The following is a 20,924-nucleotide window of genomic DNA, read 5'->3' as shown; positions in this document are numbered from 1 at the left end:
CGGTGCTCTTGCACCAGACGTACCGCACGCTCACGCACTTCGGGGGAATACTTCTTGGCTTTGCTCATGGCTCCATTCTCTCAAGTGTTGGAGCCTCCGCAAATCCCGGGGCGGTTCAAGGGCACCCATGAGCGTCGGCGCTAGTCGCGTCCTGTCCAACCAGCGCCCGACCGCGGGCCCCACCAGCATTCTGGGCACGATCAGGGTTGCGCTGATAAAAGCCATCACAAACGGACTGGCTTTGTATTCATAGGCGGCCAGTGTCAGGATGACGAGCAAATCAACCCAAAAGCTGAAGCCGGCTAACGCTGACCCTGCCATGAGCCCGACTGACGTTTTATTCCACATGCCGTTCTTCGTCTTGGTCATGGTTGGCTATTGCGCATCTGCGGCGTGATGGAAGATTTCCATATCCTGCACCAACTGGAGAAGGTTCTCGGCTGTCTCGCTATCATATGTTTCCCGGAGTTGCGGCTCGTCGAGCACGCCTCGCTCGAGCATTTTTGCGAACGGTTCGGCCTCCAAAGGCAGTTCCACGCGTGAAGGACCGAAACCGTAGGCGCGATTGCCTACCAGCTCCCCGGACGGGTCTAGGAACTCCACGGCGATGCAGTCCGAAAGGCGACGTACTATTACCGGCCGTCCATTGCTTCTGTACCAGCGCACCCTGGACGGCTCAGACGCAGACCCAGCAGGTGGAGGGCAGCGCATCCGATGATGCTGTTCGTAGATCATTTGCCAAATGGCGATGCGGGCCTTTTCGAGCGCTTGTCCCGAGCTTGCGCGTTCGGGAAACTTATTGATGCCGTTCGTCATCCATTCCACGTGTTGCTCAAACCGGGTGCCGGCCCACTCGGGATCGTCCATGTCTGGATCCAGGAACGGAGCAATGAATCGATAACAGCCGAGATGCTTGACGCTCACTGCCAAGTGGACCGAGTTGGAATTGGGCAACGCGCTAACTAGGTGAAGCTTGCCTCGGGGCACGAACAGCGTTTCTCCGGCATGCAGAACCTTGTCAAGCGTCATGGGTCCGACTTGATCCGGGTTGACGACATAGCCGCCTGCGCCAAAGGTGGGCTGTTCCAGGTACTGGTGGCACTGCCATCGCTTCGATCCAGTCAACTGGAATGTGAAGGCGTGGGTGTAATCGTAGTGGATCGGGGTTGAGGGAACGCCTGCACCCGAAACAAAGGCATGTACTGCGACGCTGCCACCAAAGAACGCGGCCAAATCGATCGCGAGGGCACTAGCTTCAGGGATGTGCGACTCGATGTACTCGATATTGAACGTGTACTTAAGAGCTTGTGAATGCTCGAACAGCTCGTCGATGGAAGTCGGGGCAATGTCGGGTATCTGCACTGCGGCTCGCGAGTCGTAGGCGCGCACTTGATTACCGTTGCGCGTCGAAGCCAATGCCGCAATGCGATCCAGCACAGGCTTTTCATGAAGGCCGTACTGCTCAATCGACAACGGAAGGAACTGCGTGGACATGGCATTGATGAGATCGAATGTCGGCTTGAGTGAATCCAGAGCAGTGAAGAATCCAGTGCCGCTCATTTCGAAGTTTCCTTCTTCCAATAGACCACGCCATCTTCCTCGTCACAGATCTGGATCTTGTTGAACACGCGATGCTGGACGCGAAATTCGTCGACTGCTCGTCGGCACCCTTCGAGCTTGTAATCGTCGACGATCACATATCCTCCATCGGAGAGCATAGGGTAGAGGTTGATCAGAACGTCCCTGGTACCCTCATACCAGTCTGCATCTATGCGAATCAACGCCAACGGGCGGGGCGATATCTGGGGTAAGGTCTGCGAGAACCAGCCCGGTACAAACTCCACGCCGTCGTCTAGAAGTCATACCGTACGAAGTTCTCCTTCACACGATCCAGTGTCTCGAGGCACAGCAAGTTGTACTGAGGTAGCGCCGCCGCCATCGCGTACCAGATCTCCCGATCGAACACCGAGTCGCTTTCGCAAGGGGCCGGCAATCCCTCAAAGGAGTCGGCCACTAGCACTTTGCGCTGCTCTTGCGAAGCGGCGCGCAGTATTCCTTTCATCAGGATCGCGGTACCGCCCCTGAGAGTCCCGGCGTCAATGAAGTCGCCAGGAACGGACGATGCAAAAACGTCTAGGGCGCATGCCTCGATGTTGTCGAGGCCTGGCCGGCGCACATAGGTGTGAAGTGCGCGACTGCGCTTGGTGTATGCAAGAGTTTGTGCGAGAGATTGGCCGTCGAGCGAGCGATAGCGCTCCAGTACCCATGGTTTACTTGCACGAATCGAATCCAATGCTGCAGTGCAGACGGCGATATCATCATCGGTGACATCGGACTCTGACCCGTAAATGCTGTTGCATAGTACGCGCTTCAGGAGGTCGACGTAGGGCCGGTTGTACTTGTTAACCGACACGGTGTGTGACGCTTGATCGATCATAGTCGTTGTCATGCGGATACGACGTTGACCACGCCGTGGTTCACGAGTTCTTTCAGTAGTACTAAGCGGCTTTCCTCGTCAAGGTCGCCCCTGATGTCGGCCACACTGAACGGCTCCTGACAATCGAAGATCCACTCCAGGTCGCAGGCCGCGTACGCCGGTAGTTCCATATGGGGAGGAAGTGTCAGCGTGTCAGGGCGAGGTGCCATTGAACAGCCTAGTCTGACGAATACCACCCCTGCGTCGAGGTCGAGGTCGAGGCGGTGTAGGCTTTCACTATTGAAGGAAAAAGTTGACGTTACCGTCAACAGTGGCTGAGAAGACGCATTTTTAATGCCGTAGTCTAGGACCGACGGCATGATGCCACGTGACGCGTTCTGGAATGTATCCATCACGGTACGCGGATTGATGTGCTCCAGGGCCGACGCGATGTCCAGCAGGCCAATCTTTAGTTTTGCTTCTGAGTCCTCGTCGGCTTCGCGGGCTAGAAGATGTTGTCGTATCGTTTCGCTCGTAGGCGCAAGCAGCGTGTTGATGACGAACTCGGCGATGCGATTGACGCGCCAGGGTGTGAAGCCGATCGTTACGTGTGTACTGTGCTCTTCGACGCACAGGGCGCCATGCGGGTACCCCGCAGGCATGTACAAGAGGTCGCCGGGCTCGAGTGTGTATTCGGCCAGCGCCTCGCCCACCTCCTCGTCCTCCAGTTCTCGGGCTTGAGTGGCTGTCGGCATGGAGATGGCCTGGGGAAACACTTTCCAGTGTTTTTCGCCGTCCAACTGAAGGACAAAGGTGTCTAGTGCGTCGAAGTGGACGTTGTAGCCAGGCTTGCCGGGGGGGTGATGAAAGCCTTCGTTGTCGTAGAGCCACCGAGTTGGTTTTCTAGATCGCGGCAAAGGCGGGAAATAAGGGGGTGGCGCAGTTCGAAACCGTCGATGCTCAGCGTTGCTCCGTGGCGGTACAGGGCCTCAATCATTGCCTTCTGATTGATTTGCCTGAGCTCGCTGCGCGGGATGTGCACCGGCTCGCCGCCGATCGATACCAGAACAAATGTCTCAAGTTGCCCGTTCCATGCCGTCAGCAAATCATCGATGTCTCGCACCGAGAAGGCCTCGTGCAGCTTGTGGGACGCTTTGAATAGCTGATGTTTTTTCCCCATCGTCTCACGCAGGAATGTGTTGCGGTCGATGTCTGGCAAAATAGTTTCAAAAAACATGTATTTTCCCGATCTCAAAAAGGGCCGGGCAGCCATATAATTAACTGCCCGGCGCACTTCAGGGGCTGTTAGAACAGCTTGCCTTGGTTGTCGATAAACAAGCCACCTTTGAAACGAACGATCTTGATGTCCTTGATTTGCAGTTTCATTTGAAGTTTCCTCGAGTGGGTGTGCCTCCAGGTGGAGGCGAAGTGAAGGTTGTGGCGGTGACGGCGCGCGCAGTCCCATTGCAATGCGGTACCTTTGCAGGTCCGGATGGATCAGTGCATGCCATGTCGCACATACCCTCGTTCACTCTCGGCCATTGAATGTACTCAACAGTCGAGAGATCTCCCGCCTCTGTTCGATAACAGTGACGATCGATTCGGGGGGGCTACATGAAGCCTTTGTTTGGTTAAACGGTAACAACGAGAAACGAAGGCGGGACTGCACTGAGTGAATACCAGTGTAGTGAGTAGTAATGCGATGAATGGGCCAGGATTGCATGATGGTCAGCATTGGCGCGTTGTTTTCCATCTGCACCAATCCGCTATAAGACCTGGTTTGCCGGTTTGCATTTGCCTTTGCTCTAGTTGTTTAAGGTGCCCCCAGACAAACGCAACCATCATGCCAATTCATTAAAAATTAAGAACGCTTAATAGTGTTTTAAAGTTCGCATATTAACGTTGTTATTTTTTGTGAACTTTTCGTTTTTTTGTTTGTCTAATTAAGATTTTTCGGATTATTTTTGTTTTTTGAGGAGGTTCTGTAACGTTTTGAATAAATAAGAGTGTTTGTCGGGGTGGTGAGGTGTCGCTCCTGCACTTGGTCGAGTGCTAATGTCATATAGGATGGGGAGGGTTTTTGTTCTATTGTCTTATAGTTGAGTTATCTGTGCATGGAGATATCAGCTATGTAAACAGAATAAGAGCGTGGGTTGTGTGAGGAGGGCTTTGGGAAGCTATATGGTCTTATTGATTTCAATGATCTGTAATTGTTATTTATTAAGCGAATTAATATATCTGTCCACCCTGGAGTTTCTGGATAAAATTATTCGGCAGAATTAGCGTGATCTGATTGCATATGAGTGGTGCGTTGGTGCACTCAGATGGGGCGCCCAACGCGCAAGTATTCGGGGTCTATATTTTATACTTCAGCCCCCTTTGCCTGCCTCACCAATTTCCCGCAGCTGTAGTGAAGCGCACACCAAAATGTGCGCCGGTCTGCCTGTGGCTGTAGCCGCGTACGCGCCACACGGGGTATAAAGTCTGGACCTCGGATGGTGTGCACGCTGACCAGCTCGATGCGTAGCGGTCTGAACATAGCTGCGAGCCCTGCCCCTCGCCGCCTGTCGATTTCAACGATAGCCCCTGACGTCGTGCATGCCCCCAGATACGCGCGTTATTTCTTCCGCAACACGGCCAGTATGATCACCGGATAAGCCCAACCTTCAAACCGTCTGCTTGGTAGATGACCTGTCCCGCATGCAGTACGACGCCGTCGGCAACGCCCACCGACATCGGCTTGGCGAACACCCGCTTGATGTCCAGCCGGTACGCGATCTCGCCGGCATCCGGATACACCTGTCCGCCAAATTTGACCTTCTCAACTCCCAGCGCTCTGCCGCGGCCATGCAACCCTGAGCAAGCTAGGAAGACGCCCAGCAGTTGCCACAAGGCGTCGAGCCCCAAACAACCCGGCATGACGGGATCGCCCGCGAAGTGACAGGAGAAAAACCACTGCTCCGGCCGAATCTGCAACGCGGCCTCCAGATACCCACGACCATACCGGCCGCCACTGATCTCGATCGACCCGATTTCGTCAACCATCAGCAGGGGTGCCGCAGGCAGCTTCGCATTGCCCGGCCCGAAAACTTCCCCTGTGCTGATTGCCAGCACCTGCTCGTGGGTAAACCGCATGGATACGTAGCTCCGCATGACCCGAAAGCCCGGCAGTCTGCGGATGGCGTCAGCTCAGGGCTTGTAAGAATCGGACATGAAGCGCGCGAAGAAGGTGCGGGGTGTAGACCAGGTGTATTTGCGGAAGTCATTGAGTAGATGCGCTTGATCGCAATAGCCCAGATCATGCGCCGTATCGAGCACGGCGCCAGGCTGCGCATGGAGTCGCTGGCTGACGTGCTGTAGACGTGTCGTGTCGATGAAAGCCTTGATGTTCAGGCCAGTATGACGTCGGAACAGACGATTGAGGTGGCGTTCGCTACGCCCGACGATCGCAGCAAGCTGCCCGACCCTGATGCCGCCGCGCATTCGTTCGATCAGCGTCAGCGCATGATCCAGCTGTACGTCCGGGCGAAGAACGAATCGGTTCAGCAGCCAAGTGTCACAGGCTGCCGCGCGCTCGTGGAAAGATCCATATCGGTAAATCGCGTGGCGCAGATCGGCAAAGCCCCTATCAGGGACATCCCCTTCTGCGACATAGGCATCGGTGATTTCCGTCAGATCCAGAACGAGAAAATGCCGCAGACCGCCGGGCATGAACCGTATGCCGAAATATTCGCCGGCCTGCGGCAACCGGAGCACACGCGCCGCCGTCTGCGCGCCGCCCAGTCGCGCAATGTTCGGGGAAAGAAAGACCGACTGCGTGCCATCGGGTATCACCGGATAGAGCGCACTGTCCTGCGCATCGATCTGCAAGTACGAATGGACGATCTCGCGTAGCGCGGGACACGGTCGTGCCTCGCGCAACCCGAGCCCGAAACACGCCAGACCGGACGGAGTCAGTGTCGGCTGAAACAGCAGAGGTGCGAGGCGATTCATGGGTAGACGTCTGACACGACCGATCACGCTGCGCTCGTTCCGATCCAGCTTGCGCAGGAACGGACTCCATGGTCACACCGCCTTGCGAGCTTCGGGGTCACGTCTTGCAATCACGCATCAATATACAAGAAACGTTCTTCCCGACTCTCGCTTGGCATTTCAACATAGCGTTACCCATGCAGGGCTTTCATAGCTCCCTGCGGGTCGTTCTTCACGATTCGCAGCAGCGACTCCGCCGGGCCTTGAGGTTGTCGCCGGCCCTGTTCCCAGTTCTGCAACGTCTTGACGCTTACGCCCATGAGAAGCGCAAAGCGTCCCTGTGAAAGTCCGGTGCGCTCACGGATAACCTTTACGTCCAACGCATCGAACGCGTAACTGCGCGCAGGTGCCTGACTTCCGCGGCGAATTCTCCCCGCTTCCTTCAAGCTCTCCGTCAGTTCGTCAAACAATGCCTTCTCCACGTCCGAATTCCTCGTCCCGCCCTACGCTTTAATATCGTCAGGCTCCATCTGTCGCCGCTTATGGACCACGGCCAACACGAATACCCCCTGCTCCTTGATCTCGTAGACGATCCGGTATGAATAGAGGGACAACTCCCTGACTCGATCCTCATCGAGTTCCGGCACCTTCTTCCCGGCCTTGGGCAGCTGCTCCAGGACGTCGGTCTTCGCACGGATATCCTGGACGACCTTCTTCGCGTAATACGGAGAGTCGTGGGCAATGAAATCGTGAATGGAACGCAGGTCGGCCCGGGCTGGGCACGACCAGATCACCATGAATCGATTTCCTGCTTCAGCTCCGCGCTGGTGACGGTCTCGCCTCGTTCCGCGGCTTCCTGCCCTTTTCTAATTTTATCCAGCACATAGAGTCGGTACATGATTTCATCCATGTCCGCATCCTCCGGCAGTTTGCCGATGGCTTCCAACGCTTCTTGCTTGGCTGCGTGCATGATCGTCCTCCACCCGAGTATCCACTCACATACCGACGAGGTCTCGTCTGCTGCCATGCGATGAGCTGATATTACCCATCGCATGGTTGCATGCAAAAGCATCAGACCTCTTTATAAATCTCAGCACCCGTCTTCACGAACTCGACCGCCTTCTCTTCCATGCCCTTGCGCAGCGCCTCGTCTTCCGTGAGCCCCTGCTTGGCGGCGTAGTCGCGCACGTCCTGCGTAATCTTCATTGAACAGAAGTTCGGGCCGCACATGGAACAGAAGTGCGCGACCTTGTGCGCCTGCTTGGGCATGGTCTCGTCGTGGTATTCGCGGGCCTTTTCGGGGTCGAGGCCGAGGTTGAACTGGTCTTCCCAGCGGAACTCGAAACGGGCCTTGGACAGCGCGTTGTCGCGCATCTGCGCGCCGGGGAAGCCCTTGGCGACGTCGGAAGCGTGGGCGGCGATCTTGTAGGTGATGATGCCGTCGCGCACGTCCTGCTTGTTGGGCAGGCCCAAATGCTCCTTGGGCGTGACGTAGCAGAGCATGGCGGTGCCGTACCAGCCGATGTTCGCGGCGCCGATGCCGGAGGTGATGTGGTCGTAGCCGGGGGCGATGTCGGTGACCAGCGGCCCGAGGGTGTAGAACGGCGCCTCGTAGCAGTCGGCCAGCTCCTTGTCGATATTCTCCTTCACCTTCTGCAGCGGCACGTGCCCGGGGCCTTCGATCATGACCTGCACGTCGTGCTTCCAGGCGATCTTGGTCAGCTCGCCAAGGGTTTCCAGCTCGGCGAACTGGGCGCGGTCGTTGGCGTCCGCGAGGCAGCCCGGGCGCAGGCCGTCGCCCAGCGAGAAGGACACGTCGTAGGCCTTCATGATCTCGCAGATGTCTTCGAAGTGGGTGTAAAGGAAGCTTTCCTGGTGATGCGCCAGGCACCACTTCGCCATGATCGAGCCGCCGCGCGAGACGATGCCGGTGACGCGGTCGGCGGTGAGCGGCACGTACTGCAGGCGCACGCCGGCGTGGATGGTGAAGTAGTCCACGCCCTGCTCGGCCTGCTCGATCAGGGTGTCGCGGAACAGCTCCCAGGTGAGGTCCTCGGGTTTGCCGTTGACCTTCTCCAGCGCCTGATACATCGGCACGGTGCCGATGGGCATGGGCGCGTTGCGCAGGATCCATTCGCGGGTTTCGTGGATGTTCTTGCCGGTGCTCAGATCCATCAGCGTGTCGCCGCCCCAGCGCGCGGACCACACCATCTTCTCGACCTCTTCCTCGATGGAGGAGGTGACGGCGGAGTTGCCGATGTTGGTGTTGACCTTCACCCGGAAGTTGCGCCCGATGATCATGGGCTCCAGCTCGGGGTGGTTGATGTTGGCGGGGATGATGGCGCGGCCGCGGGCGACTTCCTCGCGCACGAACTCGGGGGTGATCTCCTCGGGCAGGCTGGCGCCCCAGGACTCGCCGGGATGGCTGCGCAGCAGCTTGGCGTAGCGCGGATCGGCGCGCAGCTCCTGCAGCTTCAAGTTCTCGCGGATGGCGATGTATTCCATCTCGGGGGTGACGATGCCCTGGCGGGCGTAGTGCATCTGCGAGACGTTCATGCCGGGGCGGGCGCGGCGCGGGGCGCGCACGTGCTCGAAGCGCAGGCTGGCGAGCTCGGCGTCGTCCTGCCGGCGGCGGCCGTACTCGGAAGTCGGGCCGTCGAGCTGCACGGTGTCGCCGCGCTCCTCGATCCAACTCGCGCGCAGCGGCGCCAGGCCCTTCATCAGATCGATGCGGGCCTCCGGGTCGGTGTACGGACCGGAGGTGTCGTAGACCGGGATCGGCGGATTCTCCTCGACGCCGGCGTCGGTGTGCGTGGGCGTCTGCTCGATTTCGCGCATGCCGACGCGCAGGTCCTCGCGCGAGCCCTGGACGTAGACCTTGCGCGAGTTGGGGAACGGACGGGTGACTTCTTCGGAGAGCTTGCTGGTCTTCTCGACAAAACCCTGCGGGATCGCGCTCATGGGGATTCCTTCCTTTAGTGGTGCGGCGGAAGGTTGGCGTGTCGGAAGGACCGCTGGCGGGCGTTCCGAAGCTTCCCTCCGCCGGAATTATCCGGTTCAGGTTCCAAGGGTCTTTCTCAGCCCGGCTCGCGGTCAACAGCGGCGTGGGCACCCCTAGCCTCGTGTTAGATGGTGAAGCTAGCTGAGTACGGAAGGCTTTGCAAGAAGGCCTTGTTTCGGCGGGGGAAAGATCTGCTTGCCGACAGCGTCGGGGACGTTCGCGTTCCTGCGTGGCTAACGCCACGCGGGAGCACCTTTGTTTGGCGCGTTCCAGAGACTCCGGCCGTTGAGGCGTACTACGCCAACGGGAAGTGACACGCCACCGACCTCCCGCCGCCAAACGCCTTTAGCTGCGGTCGCTCCTCGCGGCACAGTTCCCGCGCCTGCGGGCAACGCGTCTGGAAGCGGCAGCCGGACGGCGGATTCATCGGGCTCGGCAGATCGCCCTTGAGCAGGATGCGCTTCTCACGGCGTTCGCTGTCCAACTCGGGTACCGGCACGGCGGAGATCAGCGCCTGGGTGTAGGGATGGGCCGGTTCGCGATACACCTCTTCGGTTGGCCCGATCTCGGCGATGGAGCCGAGGTACATGACCGCCGTGCGCGTCGAGACCTGGCGCACCACACTGAGGTCGTGGGCGATGAAGACGTAGGTCAGTCCGAACTGTTCCTGCAGATCGGCGAACAGGTTGACGATCTGGGCCTGGATCGAGACGTCCAGGGCCGATACGGGTTCGTCGGCCACCACCAGGCGCGGATTCAGGGCCAGGGCGCGGGCGATGCCGATGCGCTGGCGCTGGCCGCCGGAGAACTCGTGCGGAAAACGGTAGTAGTGGTCCGGCTGCAGGCCGACCACCCGCAGCAGCTCGCCCACCCGTTCGGCGATTTCCGTGCGGCTCTGCCTGGTATGTACGCGCAGCGGTTCGGCGATCAGCTCGCCGACGCGTCGGCGCGGGTTCAACGATGCGGATGGATCCTGGAACACCATCTGCAGCCGCGGCCGCAGCGGCCGCAGCTCACGCATGCTTTGGTGCGTTATTTCATTGCCTTCGAACCACAGCTCGCCTTCGCTGGGCTCTTGCAGGCGTACCAGGCAACGGCCAAGCGTCGACTTGCCGCACCCCGACTCGCCGACCAGGCCAAGCGTCTCGCCCGGATAGACTTGCAGCCAAACGCCGTCGACCGCAGTCACTCGGCGCCGGGTTTGCCCCAGCAGTCCGCTGCGTCCGCCGTCGAAAAACTTGCTTAGCCCCCGCGCCTCGAGTAGCGGCATCTCTGCGATGGCGGCGCTCATGCGGAAGTCTCCTGGTCTTGATGTCTGTCGGCCGCACGGCGCCGGCCAGGCGGGAGGAAGCAGGCCGCCTGGTGTTCGCGCGTGCCGCGCAGCGGCGGCAGTTGCTCGCAGGCCTCGAAACGGTAGGTGCAGCGCGGTGCGAAAGCGCAGCCGGCGGGCCGCTCGGTAAGCGCCGGAGGACTGCCGGGGATGGACGACAGGCGCGTCGGTCGGTTGCCTTCCAGCGGCGGAATCGAATCGTGCAGCCCCCAGGTGTAGGGATGGAGGGGCTCGCTGAACAGCTCGCGCGTGGTGCCGTATTCGGCGACGCGGCCGGCGTACATGACCAGCACGCGGTCGGCCGTCTCGGCGACCACGCCCATGTCGTGGGTGATGAGGATCACGGACGAGCCGAACTCGTCCTTGAGCCGATGGATAAGCTCCAGGATCTGCGCCTGCACCGTCACGTCCAGCGCGGTGGTCGGCTCGTCGGCGATCAGTAGCGAGGGTTGGCAGGACAGCGCCATGGCGATCATGGCGCGCTGGCGCATGCCGCCGGAGAGCTGGTGCGGGTAGCGGTCCACCGCCGCATCAGGCTGCGGGATGCCGACAGCGTCCAGCAGTTCGACGGCACGCCGGCGTGCCGCCCGGCGCGAGAGCTTCTCGTGCGCGCGCACCTGTTCGACGATCTGCCAACCGACGGTGTAGACCGGCGTCAGCGCCGTCATGGGGTCCTGGAAGATGACCGCGATGTCCCTGCCGCGCAGCGGGCGCAGCGCCCGCTGCGGCAGGCCGATCAGCTCGCGCCCCTTGTAGCGCACCGAACCTTCGATCACCACGTTGGGATCGCTGATCAGCCCCACGATGCTCATCACCGACAGCGACTTGCCGGAACCCGACTCGCCGACGATGCCGACGATTTCGTTCGGGTCGACGTGAAAGGATACGCCGTCGACGGCGCGAATCAGGCCGTCTTCGGTATGAAAGGACACGCACAGGTCGCGCACGTCCAGCAGCGGCTCGGCGGCATCAGTCGTCACGTCGCACCCTCGGGTCCAGCACCACGTAGAGCAGGTCGACCGCGGCATTGGCCATCACCACGAAGAACGAGCCGTAGATGACGGTGGCCATGATCACGGGCAGATCGAGATTCTGCAGCGCGTCGTAGGTCAGCTTGCCGATCCCCGGCAGGCCGAACACGACTTCGGTCAGCACTGCCGCGCCGCCGACCAACGCGCCGAAATCCAGCCCGAACAGCGTGATCAGAGTGATCATCGAGGTGCGCAGCGCGTGTCGCAGCAAGACGCGGGTCTCGCTGAGGCCCTTGGCGCGAGCCGTGCGGATGTAATCCTCCTGCAGGGCTTCGATCAGGTTCGCCCGCAGTACGCGACCGTAGAGCCCGATATACATGATGGCCAAAGTGATCCACGGGATGACCAGCCCCTGGAACCAGGTCAACGGGTCGCTGGCGAAGGCGTGGTAGCCGAGTGCGGGCACCCAGGAGAACAGCGCGGTGTCATGCAGGCGGCTTTGCGAGAGCAGGTTCATGATCTCGCCCACCCAGTACACCGGCATCGATATTCCTATCAGCCCCAATGCCATCAACACGCGGTCGAGTACGCTACCGCGCGTGGCGGCCGAGAGCAGGCCTATGCCCACGCCAAGCACCATCCATATCACCGCCGCGCCGGTGACCAGCGAAAGCGTGACCGGCGCCGCCTGCATAACCTCCGGGATCACTGCCTGACCGCGATTGACGAAGGAAGTAAGGTCGCGGGTGACGAACAGTTTCTTCATCAGGATCACGTATTGCACCGGCAGCGGCTTGTCCAGGCCGAAGCTCTGTCTTACTGCGGCGAGGGTTTCCGGCGAGGCGTTGCGTCCGGCGATGCGCGAAGCCGGGTCGGAGCCCGGCGTGGCGAAGAAGATCAGGAACACGATGATGCTGATGCCCAGCATCACGAAGAACATGTGGCCGAGTCTGCGCAGAACGACGCCTAGCATCTCAGCCCACCCTGATGCGGACTTTGGAGCGCGGGTCGAGCGCGTCGCGCACGCCGTCCCCCAGCACATTGAGCGCCAGCACGGTCAGCGCGATGGCCACGCCCGGCGCCACCGCTACCAGCGGACGCGTGTACAGCAGGTTCTGTCCGTCCTGGATGATGGTGCCCCAGCTGGCCGCCGGCGGCTGCACGCCGATGGACAGGAAGGACAGCGCCGATTCGGTGAGGATGCACAACGCCATCATCAGCGGCACGAAGACGATGATCGTGGTGCTGACGTTGGGCAGGATGTCGCGCAACAGGATGCGGTGTGCGGGAACGCCCAGGCCGATGGAGGCGAGCACGAACTCGCTCTGCTTGAGCGACAGCACCTGGCCACGGATCGGCCGCGCCACATAGGGTACGTAGACGATGCCGACGATGAGTATCGGCAGCCACAGACTGCCGGAGTTGATCGTGATCGGGCCGAGACTGATGCTCTTGTTGATCAGCACGATGGATAGCGAGATCGCCAGAAAAAAGATCGGAAACGCCCACAGTACGTCGAGCAGGCGTGAGACGACGGTGTCGACCACGCCGCCGAAAAAGCCTGAAAAAGTGCCTAGCAGCGTGGCCAGCAACAGGCAGATCAGGGTCGACATGGTGCCGATCAGCAGCGAGTTAAGTCCGCCGTAGAGCAGCCTGGCGGCGACGTCGCGGCCCTGGTTGTCGGCTCCGAGCATGTACGGCCCGAACTGCCAGGTCGGACCGATCGGCGTGACACCCAGGCCGAGGCCGGTTGTCGACGGCTGCATCACCGCCACCGTCTTGCCGTCGAGGACGAAACTGCCGTTCAGGTTGGACTGGAACGGATCGCTCTTGGCGACGTAGGCGGCGTACAGCGGAGCGCACAGGCAGAGGACGACGATGACGGCGAGCAGTACGACCGCCGCCATCGCGGCTCGGTCGCGGCGCAGCTTGCGCCACGCCGTCGCCCACGGGCCGCGGCTCTTGCGCCGCGAGGAGGCTGCGGGGGCGATGCCGCCCCCGCCGGACATGACCTCACCCATGCCGGCCTACTTCACCCAGACCTGGGACATGACCCCGTAGAACTGACTGTTGAACATGAAGTTGCCGACGCGCGAGGACACGAAGTCGACATGCTTCGGATTGAACAGAACCGCGACCGGCGCCTGATCCGTGACCAGCCTGTCGACCTTGGTCCAGAGTTTATTGGCCGCGGCGGGATCGGTGATTGCCAGCTTCATCGCCCGCTGCATCTGCGCATCGATCTTGGGATTACAGAAACCGGAGATGTTGATCGACGAGTCCGAACCCGGATGGAAGGCGTCGCAGGAAAACAGCACGTTGAGGAAGTCCGAAGCTGCAGGATAGTCCTGATACCACTGCGTCAGGCTGATCTGCACCTTGTTGTTGGTGTTCTGGATATACGTGAACTCGATGTTCGGCGAAATCGCCTTGACGCTGGCTTTGTAACCGAGTTCATTGAGCACGCCCTGCAGATAGGTGCCGATGGCGCGCGCGACGGCGGTGTCCTCGACGATCAGCGTGACCTTCTCGCCTGCCGTGCCCGACTCCTTCACCAATTGTTTGGCCTTGGCCATGTCAGGAGCGCTCCACTTGGCACCCGGGTTCTTGGTGTAGGGGCAGTAGGGCGCGTAGCCGGGGAATCCCGGGGGCAGGATCTGACAGGACGGCACGCCCAGGCGGGGTCCGCCGAACAGGTTGACCACCGCCTGGCGGTCGATGGCGTAGTTCACCGCCTGCCTGGCCTTGAGGTTGTTGAAAGGCGCCAGCCGCGTGTTCATGGGCGCGTACCACATCGCTTCCAGCGGATTGACGTAGACCTGCTTCATGTAGCGGGTACCGATCTCGCCCAGGCGGTCGGTCGGCGGCTGGTCGAACATCCAGTCGGCCTGGCCGTTCTCCACCGCGGTGACCTCGGCCTCGTCGGTCAGGCCGAAGCGGTAGACGATCGCATCGGGGTATCCGGCAGGCTGCGCATCAACGCTCCACTGCTTGAAATAGGGATTACGCGCGAACTTCATTTCCTTGTTCGGGTTGTAGCTCGCGATCATGTAGGGACCGGTGCCGGGAATCGGCCTGGTGCCGACATCCTTGTCGGGTGTCGACGCCGGCAGAATGGCGGCATGCGGCAGCGCCAGCTTGTCGAAGAATTCCGAATCGGGCTGCGTCAGGTGGAAGGTGACGGTGCCCGCCGCGGCATCGGCGACTACGCCGCCTGCCAGGGTGCAGGTCGCCGGGGTCTTCAGGCATTTATCTGCGCCGACGATGTTGTTGTAGAACGTTCCCGAGGTTGGGCTGGACACCTTGAAGATGCGTTGGAACGAGGCTACCACGTCGTTGACCGTGACCGGCTGGCCGTTGGAGAACTTGATGCCCTTGCGCAACTTGAAGACGTAGGTCTTGCCGCCGTCCTCGGCCTTGGGCAGCGCCACGGCCAGATCCGGTACGAGTTCCGCGCCGGCCTTTCCGGGCGCCTTGCGGAACGCGACTAGGCCATCGTAGGTGAACTGGAATATCTGCCAGAACTGGAGCGTGTAGTTGATCTGCGGGTCGACCGTGCCGGCGGCCGAACGCGCCACCAGGACCAAGGTGCCGCCTTTGTGTTTGGCCATGAGTTCGGGCGTCCAGTACTGGGACGCCTGAGTGACGGATGAAGCTAGCGACAGCACGATTGCCGAACCACATACCAGGGCAGTCATGAAGCGTTTGTTCGATTCGATGATGTTTTTCACAGGAGAAGCCCTCAAATAAGTCCGACGAAAACGCATATCGAAAACATGCGACACAAACCCCACGCAAACGGGTCCGTTTGTTTGCGCAAGAAATCGGCGAGCGATTTCGCTCGAGATATCGGCCGCCTCGAAGTCCCGGAGACGACCGCAATTCACAAGTCAGGAATTTCAAACACGCGACTGAACACCGAGAACGGCGACGCGGTGCATGCACGACTTTTCCCGACGCCCTTAACCCCCGCTATCAAATGGTTTTTTCAGACCTAACGTCGCACCAATTGCGTGCGAACAGGCCATCCACTGCTCAATATTGAACCGCACATCCAATTCCGAGAAACCGTATACGGGCCCTCGCCCCGCACCCATGCATGCTCCGAAGACGACAAACGGTCCGTGACGATCAAACTTCAACGCCGTCCAGAAAATCACTCACCGTTTGCATGCACGCCTCTCGCTCCTCGACATGAGGCATGTGGCTGGAATTTTCGAAAATGGTCCAGCGCACGTCCGGGATGAGATCGGCATAAGGCTGCACCGTCACCGGAGTCGCCTCGTCGTGGCGGCCGGAAATCAGCAAGGTCGGCACTTGTATGCGATCCAGACGATCGATGATGCTCCAATCCTTCATGCTGCCGATCACGTGGAATTCGGTCGGTCCGTTCATCGCGTGGTAGACGGTCGGATCGACGTCCATCGCCGCGAATGTCCGGGCGACTTCTTCCGGCCACGGCTGAAGCCGGCAGACGTGGCGATCATAGAACACGCGCGAGGCGTCGTGATATTCGACCGAATCGATACTGCCGGCCTCCTCGTTCCGCTTCAGAGCATCCTGCACCTTTTGCGGAAGCGCTGTGCGCAGGCGCTGCGCCTCGCTCGACCACAATGCCATCGAGGCAGGCGAGTTGGCGATGACGAGCGCGCGCAAACCGCCGGGACGACGAACCGCATGTTCAGCGGCGAGCATCCCGCCCCAGGACTGGCCCAGCAGCGCGTAGCCCTCGCCGACACCGAGCGTCTGCAGCAGGTTCTCCAGCTCGGCCAGGAAGAAATCCACGGTCCAAAATTCGGCCGGCATGTCCGCCAAATGCGTCGATTTTCCGTTGCCGATCTGATCATAGTGAATGACCGCCCGCCCGCTGTCGGCGAGATCCTTGAAGCTGTCGACGTAATCGTACGTGCAGCCTGGACCGCCGTGCAGGATGACCAAAGGCGTTTTGCCCTTGCCGATGTCGCCCGTAATCCGATACCAGGTCTGGTAACCGCGAAATTTCGCAAACCCTTCTTCGACATGCATTGAACCGACTCCGCAGCGGGATTCATCCAAATCCTAGCGGGGCGCCGACGGCCGCATAACTAGAAAAAATTATAGTTTTTCCTATTCGTCTCCGGAGCGGACGGAAAGGCCTACAGGTCCAGCAACTGGTACTTGATCGCTTTGGCCACGGCTTCCACCCGGTTGCTCGCACCCAGTTTGTGCGCGGCGGAATTGAGGTGCAGATTGATCGTCGCAACCGAGCGGTTGAGCCTGTCTGCGATACGTTTGGCGGTCAGCCCGCCGGCGGAAAACTGCAGGCATTCCCGCTCGCGTGTCGTCAGCGCGACCTGCGGCTCCGGCGACTCGGCGGCATCGGCCAGGAAATCCTGCGCGGCCGCCTGGAAAGCGTATGCAAGCCAGAAAAACTCGGGCAATACGGAGGCGATTGCGCACTCGCTGCCGTCGCCGCCCTCCGCCACAATGCCGGTCAGAGTGGCGAATCCTCCGCCAGGCAGGTGCATGGGGACGATCGCACCGGTAGTCAGTCCAATGTCGTGGAGATAGTGCGAAACCCTGCAATGACTGTCGTTCAGATAGAGCCCGAATTCGCACCGCGAATCCGAACTGTACGACCAGACGAACGGCCTAACACTGCGGCTGGCACATTGCTGCACCGGGTCTTGCTGATAATAGCCTTCCTCACACCAGGCTCGGCGCATATCCACCGGCACATTACGCTGCTCGAACACCGCCGGCGTGATCAGCATGCCGCAGCGGTCGAGCGGTATGGGGGAGTAGTCGTACAGGAGTGACTCGAAGCCGATCTCCGTCGCATGGGAAAACGAGTGATCCAGACACGCGTCCAGCGTATGGCAGCCGGCAAAAAACACATCAAAAACACCAGGGTTATTCGACATCATAGTAGCTTCCCGGTCAATGATTCCTTCCAGAAAAGAAAGCACAAACTCGGCCAACTTGACCCAAGACGCTCAAATCACCCCGAAATATCCCTTCAGTAGTCCGACCACTCATCCATCGATTCCGCATGCCCTGCCTAGGGACACGCCGACCAAATGAACAAGCGGGATGAACTGCAAGGCGCACGCAGTGCGGCGAGTGGGACAGATCAAGCGGATAGGCGCAGGAGCGAGCAGCGCGCAACGTAGCAGATCGCCCGCTTACCCATTTAATCGTGGCATTACCAGGAACGAACTCCCATCCCCCTTTAGAGCCTCCTCCAGTGCTTCCACCGCCCACCTCAGCGCCTCACCTTTTCGACCTCTTCCTCGATGGAGGAGGTGACGGCGGAGTTGCCGATGTTGGCGGAGATGACCGCGCGGCCACGGGCAACACGGTGCTGGCACCTCTAGTCTCGTGTCAGAGTCTGTTCACACAACCGTGCGGCACGCTGTTGTATGAACAGGCCCTATGAGCTAGCTGAGTACGGTAGGGTTAGGAAGAAGCTGTTGTCTCACAACGGACGCGGCATCAGCGCCAGATCCCATTCGCCGCTGTAGCTGCGTCCATATGGACTCGCAACACAAACGGCCGCAAGCCTGCCTCTATGCCGGCGCCAAGCCGCTGAAAAACCCCCGCATCACGGGGGCGAACCGCGCTTCGTCGATCAGGAACGCATCATGTCCCTGAATCGAGCCCAGTTCGACGAAATGCACGCCGTTCTCGCACCCGGGTTCGAGCGCGGCCGCCAGATCGCGCTGCTCGGCCACCGGAAACAGCGTGTCGCTGCTCACGCCGACGACCAGCGCGCGTTCGATCTGCAGGCAGGCGAAAGCCGCCGAGAAATCGCCGTCAGCATGTTCGGCGGGATCGAAGTCGTCCATGGCGCACGAAAGATACAGAAAACAGTTCGCATCGAAGCCCGTGGCGAACTTCGCCGCGTTGTGATCGAGGTAGGACTCGACCTCGAATTCGGCGCCGAAGTCATCGTCCGCATCGTGGGCCGAAACGGTACGCCGCCGGCCGAAACGCTCCAACCACTCGCCCGGCGAGCGGTAGCAGGACAGGCCGAGCTTGCGCGCCAGACGCATGCCGTTGACCGGCCCCGCCTCGAGAGGATATTCACCCTCCGCCCAGGCGGGATCGCTGAGCACCATCTCGCGCTGCAGTGCGTGCATGGCGATGGCATGCGGCGACGCCGTCGCGCTCGAGCACAGCAGCGCCAGCGTGCGGCTGCGCCAGGGGGCCATGAACGCGAACGCCAGTGCGCTCATGCCGCCCATCGAAGGTCCGACGACGGCCGCCAGACGGTCTATGCCCAGCGCATCGATCAATTCGATACCCGCCTTGGCGACGTCCTCCAGCGCCAGGCGCGGAAAGCGCAGGCGGTAGGGCTCCCCATCGTGCGGATGCGGGGAAGCCGGGCCGCTGGAACCGAAGCAACTGCCCAGGGAGTTGATACAAATGACGTGGAAGCGGCGCGTATCGAGCGGCCGTCCGGGCCCGATCATGTACTCCCACCAGCCCGGGGAGGAGTCGCGGCACGATGATGCCGCATGCGCGCTGGGCGATAGGCCGGTGAACAACAGCACGGCATTGTCGCGCGCCGCATTGAGTTCCCCCCAGGTTTCGTAAGCGATCTCGACGTCGCTCAGCCGCCCGCCGCGATACAGCTCGAAGGGACGCCCGAGACGCAGAAAACGCGAACCACGCGGGGGGGCCGGGAAAGGCTTGGATAGAAGTCGCGCGGCTGTCTGCATGCTGTACACCCCAATACCCAAGCATATTAGTAGGGTAATACATTCTGCAGCAGCGGCCCTCAAAATGCCACTGGCGACGGATCACAAATGGATCTTTGCGTCCCAGAACGACAGGCGGTCGGGCTGCTCGATCAGCACCTCGGCCAGAATCAGGCTGGCTGCCGTCCACACCTGACGCGTGTTCGCGCGTCGGCCGATCATGCGCCCACTGCGGCCGTCGTAGTACTCCGGCCAATCGTCGCGGTACAGTCGCATGCGCGCCACGTCCAAAGCACCCACGGCCAGATCCCGGCGCCCGGCCCGCAGCACGGCGGCGACGAAGGGCCACAACAATACTGGCCAGTTGCCGCCGTTGTGGTAGGACCAGGGCGTGTTCTTGGGGTCCGAGCCGGTCAGCAGTTGCCACTCCACGCCGACCAGCGCCGGATAGACCAGTTTGACCGGCATGCGCCCGATCAGATCCGACCAGCGGTGATCGAAAAGATTCATGATCGCCGTGTTCTGCTCGTCGGTGGAGAGGCCGAACACCACCGACAGCAGGTTGCCGAGCGCGAAGAAGCGAAAATCCATGCGCCCCGGCCCGAGGTTGCCCAGCAGATAGCCGGCGTCGTCCGGCACCCAGTCGGACACCCACTCGGGAATGCTCTCCGGATAGATGTTCAGCGGGTTGGCGATGTCGTGGCCGAAGCCCTCGGTCTCGTAACGATGGATCTCGTTCAGGCGGGGCAGATCGAGCCAGTAAAAGGAGCGCACGTATTCGGTCAGGTGCGCGCGCCGCTTGGCCGCCTGCTCCAGCATCGGTCCGGTGACGGTGTCGGGCACCAGCAGTTCCTGCATCGCATTCAGCGTGGCGAAGAACAGCGCCTGGATTTCCAGCGGATGGCCGTACACGCCCATGCGGCGGTCGATCATGAAGGCGCCGTCCGGCACCAGCAGCGTGGGGAACACCTCGAATCGGTCGTAGAGCAGCACGGAAAGAATGGACTGCAGGCCGCGCTGGAAGGCCGGCTCCTCGGCCAGCGCGCTGTCGCCGCTCATGTTGACGTAGGCCTGCAGGATCAGCACCCACCACATCATCGAATCCACCGGCGCCACCCGGCCGATGGCGCGGTCGCCGAAATCGGCGTGCAGCACCTCGCTGCCGTCGGCCTCGCGCTCCACCCGGAAACTCGCCGGCATCACGCGCGGCAGGTTGCGGTGGCCCTCGATCTCCTCCTGCAGCCCGCGCAGGCGCAGGGCCACGCGCAAAAAATGCCGCACGATGTCGCTGCGCCCGTCGAACAGGAACACCAACGCCGAAGGCACGAAATCCCGGATGAAACAGTCGGCGTAGTTCTCCGCCGCAACGCCGGCGCTCAGCGCGGCACGCGTGCCGACCGGCTCGTTCTGGTAGGAGAACAGCGAAGCCTCGAGCAGCTCGCGCGCGGACTGCAGGATCTCCGCCGCATCGGCGAACGCAAAATCGGCACTCAAATCTTGAACCTCGTCGGCAGGAACAGGCCCTGTAGGACTGGCAAGCCGGACACGGACG

Annotated in this window: 19 protein-coding genes, 1 pseudogene and 1 riboswitch; all 20 genes and pseudogenes read right to left on the bottom strand. The window is 60.9% G+C overall.

The genetic code is table 11. The annotated features are described in order from the left end of the window. Positions 1–30 precede the first annotated feature (30 nt). A complete protein-coding gene (locus P8014_RS08535; RefSeq protein WP_337816890.1) occupies positions 31–369 on the bottom strand; it encodes a hypothetical protein in 339 nt (112 codons plus the stop codon). 6 nt (positions 370–375) lie between these two features. After that, positions 376–1,560, bottom strand: a complete 1,185-nt coding sequence (locus tag P8014_RS08530; protein WP_337816889.1) for a cupin domain-containing protein — start codon at positions 1,558–1,560, stop codon at positions 376–378. Further along, positions 1,557–2,437: pseudogene (locus P8014_RS08525) on the bottom strand (TylF/MycF/NovP-related O-methyltransferase). The gene P8014_RS08530 and the pseudogene P8014_RS08525 overlap by 4 nt, the downstream one beginning before the upstream one ends. Before the next feature lie 8 nt (positions 2,438–2,445). Then, complete coding sequence (locus P8014_RS08520; RefSeq protein ID WP_337816888.1) at positions 2,446–3,333, bottom strand: cupin domain-containing protein; 888 nt, start codon at positions 3,331–3,333, stop codon at positions 2,446–2,448. After that, positions 3,234–3,653, bottom strand: a complete 420-nt coding sequence (locus tag P8014_RS08515) for a hypothetical protein (RefSeq protein ID WP_337816887.1) — start codon at positions 3,651–3,653, stop codon at positions 3,234–3,236. The genes P8014_RS08520 and P8014_RS08515 overlap by 100 nt, the downstream gene beginning before the upstream one ends. A 1,409-nt stretch (positions 3,654–5,062) precedes the next feature. After that, positions 5,063–5,551, bottom strand: coding sequence for a bifunctional 3-hydroxydecanoyl-ACP dehydratase/trans-2-decenoyl-ACP isomerase (gene fabA, locus P8014_RS08510; RefSeq protein WP_337816886.1), 489 nt, complete (start codon positions 5,549–5,551; stop codon positions 5,063–5,065). A gap of 54 nt (positions 5,552–5,605) precedes the next feature. Further along, a complete protein-coding gene (locus P8014_RS08505) occupies positions 5,606–6,409 on the bottom strand; it encodes a helix-turn-helix domain-containing protein (RefSeq protein WP_337816885.1) in 804 nt (267 codons plus the stop codon). Positions 6,410–6,579: 170 nt separating this feature from the next. Next, positions 6,580–6,870: a NadS family protein gene (gene nadS, locus P8014_RS08500; RefSeq protein WP_337816884.1), complete on the bottom strand. Its 291-nt coding sequence runs from the start codon at positions 6,868–6,870 to the stop codon at positions 6,580–6,582. 21 nt (positions 6,871–6,891) lie between these two features. Beyond that, positions 6,892–7,185, bottom strand: a complete 294-nt coding sequence (locus P8014_RS08495) for a type II toxin-antitoxin system RelE/ParE family toxin (RefSeq protein ID WP_337816883.1) — start codon at positions 7,183–7,185, stop codon at positions 6,892–6,894. Continuing rightward, positions 7,179–7,358, bottom strand: a complete 180-nt coding sequence (locus P8014_RS08490; RefSeq protein WP_337816882.1) for a hypothetical protein — start codon at positions 7,356–7,358, stop codon at positions 7,179–7,181. The genes P8014_RS08495 and P8014_RS08490 overlap by 7 nt, the downstream gene beginning before the upstream one ends. A gap of 101 nt (positions 7,359–7,459) precedes the next feature. After that, positions 7,460–9,349, bottom strand: coding sequence for a phosphomethylpyrimidine synthase ThiC (thiC, locus tag P8014_RS08485; protein ID WP_337816881.1), 1,890 nt, complete (start codon positions 9,347–9,349; stop codon positions 7,460–7,462). Positions 9,350–9,405: 56 nt separating this feature from the next. After that, positions 9,406–9,514, bottom strand: a riboswitch (TPP riboswitch). 170 nt (positions 9,515–9,684) lie between these two features. Further along, the gene (locus P8014_RS08480) at positions 9,685–10,680 is read right to left on the bottom strand and encodes a dipeptide ABC transporter ATP-binding protein (RefSeq protein ID WP_337816880.1); all 996 of its coding nucleotides are present in this window, start codon (positions 10,678–10,680) and stop codon (positions 9,685–9,687) included. Next, positions 10,677–11,699, bottom strand: coding sequence for an ABC transporter ATP-binding protein (locus tag P8014_RS08475; RefSeq protein ID WP_337816879.1), 1,023 nt, complete (start codon positions 11,697–11,699; stop codon positions 10,677–10,679). The genes P8014_RS08480 and P8014_RS08475 overlap by 4 nt, the downstream gene beginning before the upstream one ends. After that, positions 11,689–12,663, bottom strand: a complete 975-nt coding sequence (locus P8014_RS08470; RefSeq protein WP_337816878.1) for an ABC transporter permease — start codon at positions 12,661–12,663, stop codon at positions 11,689–11,691. The genes P8014_RS08475 and P8014_RS08470 overlap by 11 nt, the downstream gene beginning before the upstream one ends. 1 nt (position 12,664) lies before the next feature. Beyond that, complete coding sequence (locus P8014_RS08465) at positions 12,665–13,711, bottom strand: ABC transporter permease (RefSeq protein ID WP_337816877.1); 1,047 nt, start codon at positions 13,709–13,711, stop codon at positions 12,665–12,667. 6 nt (positions 13,712–13,717) lie between these two features. Continuing rightward, entirely contained in the window at positions 13,718–15,421 is a 1,704-nt protein-coding gene (locus P8014_RS08460) for an ABC transporter substrate-binding protein (protein ID WP_337816876.1), read from the bottom strand. A 400-nt stretch (positions 15,422–15,821) separates the two neighbouring features. Then, on the bottom strand, positions 15,822–16,715 hold the full coding sequence (locus P8014_RS08455; protein WP_337816875.1) for a proline iminopeptidase-family hydrolase: 894 nt from the start codon (positions 16,713–16,715) through the stop codon (positions 15,822–15,824). A gap of 110 nt (positions 16,716–16,825) precedes the next feature. Next, positions 16,826–17,650: an autoinducer binding domain-containing protein gene (locus P8014_RS08450; RefSeq protein ID WP_337816874.1), complete on the bottom strand. Its 825-nt coding sequence runs from the start codon at positions 17,648–17,650 to the stop codon at positions 16,826–16,828. Between the two features lie 588 nt (positions 17,651–18,238). After that, a complete protein-coding gene (locus P8014_RS08445; protein ID WP_337816873.1) occupies positions 18,239–19,393 on the bottom strand; it encodes a homoserine O-acetyltransferase in 1,155 nt (384 codons plus the stop codon). Positions 19,394–19,474: 81 nt separating this feature from the next. Then, a complete protein-coding gene (locus P8014_RS08440; protein WP_337816872.1) occupies positions 19,475–20,866 on the bottom strand; it encodes a glycoside hydrolase 100 family protein in 1,392 nt (463 codons plus the stop codon). Positions 20,867–20,924: the final 58 nt, after the last annotated feature.

This window comes from Acidihalobacter sp. (assembly GCF_037381185.1).
Taxonomy (GTDB): domain Bacteria; phylum Pseudomonadota; class Gammaproteobacteria; order DSM-5130; family Acidihalobacteraceae; genus Acidihalobacter_A.
The sequence above is the reverse complement of the archived record's forward strand: the minus strand, read 5'-3'. Positions and strand labels throughout refer to the sequence as shown.

Coding starts and splice junctions, on each gene's coding strand:
- thiC (WP_337816881.1), bottom strand. CDS start 9,349: ATGAGCGCGATCCCGCAGGGTTTTGTCGAGAAGACCAGCAAGCTCTCC.
- fabA (WP_337816886.1), bottom strand. CDS start 5,551: ATGCGGTTTACCCACGAGCAGGTGCTGGCAATCAGCACAGGGGAAGTT.
- P8014_RS08470 (WP_337816878.1), bottom strand. CDS start 12,663: ATGCTAGGCGTCGTTCTGCGCAGACTCGGCCACATGTTCTTCGTGATG.
- P8014_RS08455 (WP_337816875.1), bottom strand. CDS start 16,715: ATGCATGTCGAAGAAGGGTTTGCGAAATTTCGCGGTTACCAGACCTGG.
- P8014_RS08465 (WP_337816877.1), bottom strand. CDS start 13,711: ATGGGTGAGGTCATGTCCGGCGGGGGCGGCATCGCCCCCGCAGCCTCC.
- P8014_RS08480 (WP_337816880.1), bottom strand. CDS start 10,680: ATGAGCGCCGCCATCGCAGAGATGCCGCTACTCGAGGCGCGGGGGCTA.
- P8014_RS08535 (WP_337816890.1), bottom strand. CDS start 369: ATGACCAAGACGAAGAACGGCATGTGGAATAAAACGTCAGTCGGGCTC.
- P8014_RS08490 (WP_337816882.1), bottom strand. CDS start 7,358: ATGCACGCAGCCAAGCAAGAAGCGTTGGAAGCCATCGGCAAACTGCCG.
- P8014_RS08505 (WP_337816885.1), bottom strand. CDS start 6,409: ATGAATCGCCTCGCACCTCTGCTGTTTCAGCCGACACTGACTCCGTCC.
- P8014_RS08495 (WP_337816883.1), bottom strand. CDS start 7,185: ATGGTGATCTGGTCGTGCCCAGCCCGGGCCGACCTGCGTTCCATTCAC.
- P8014_RS08530 (WP_337816889.1), bottom strand. CDS start 1,560: ATGAGCGGCACTGGATTCTTCACTGCTCTGGATTCACTCAAGCCGACA.
- P8014_RS08515 (WP_337816887.1), bottom strand. CDS start 3,653: ATGTTTTTTGAAACTATTTTGCCAGACATCGACCGCAACACATTCCTG.
- P8014_RS08445 (WP_337816873.1), bottom strand. CDS start 19,393: ATGCAGACAGCCGCGCGACTTCTATCCAAGCCTTTCCCGGCCCCCCCG.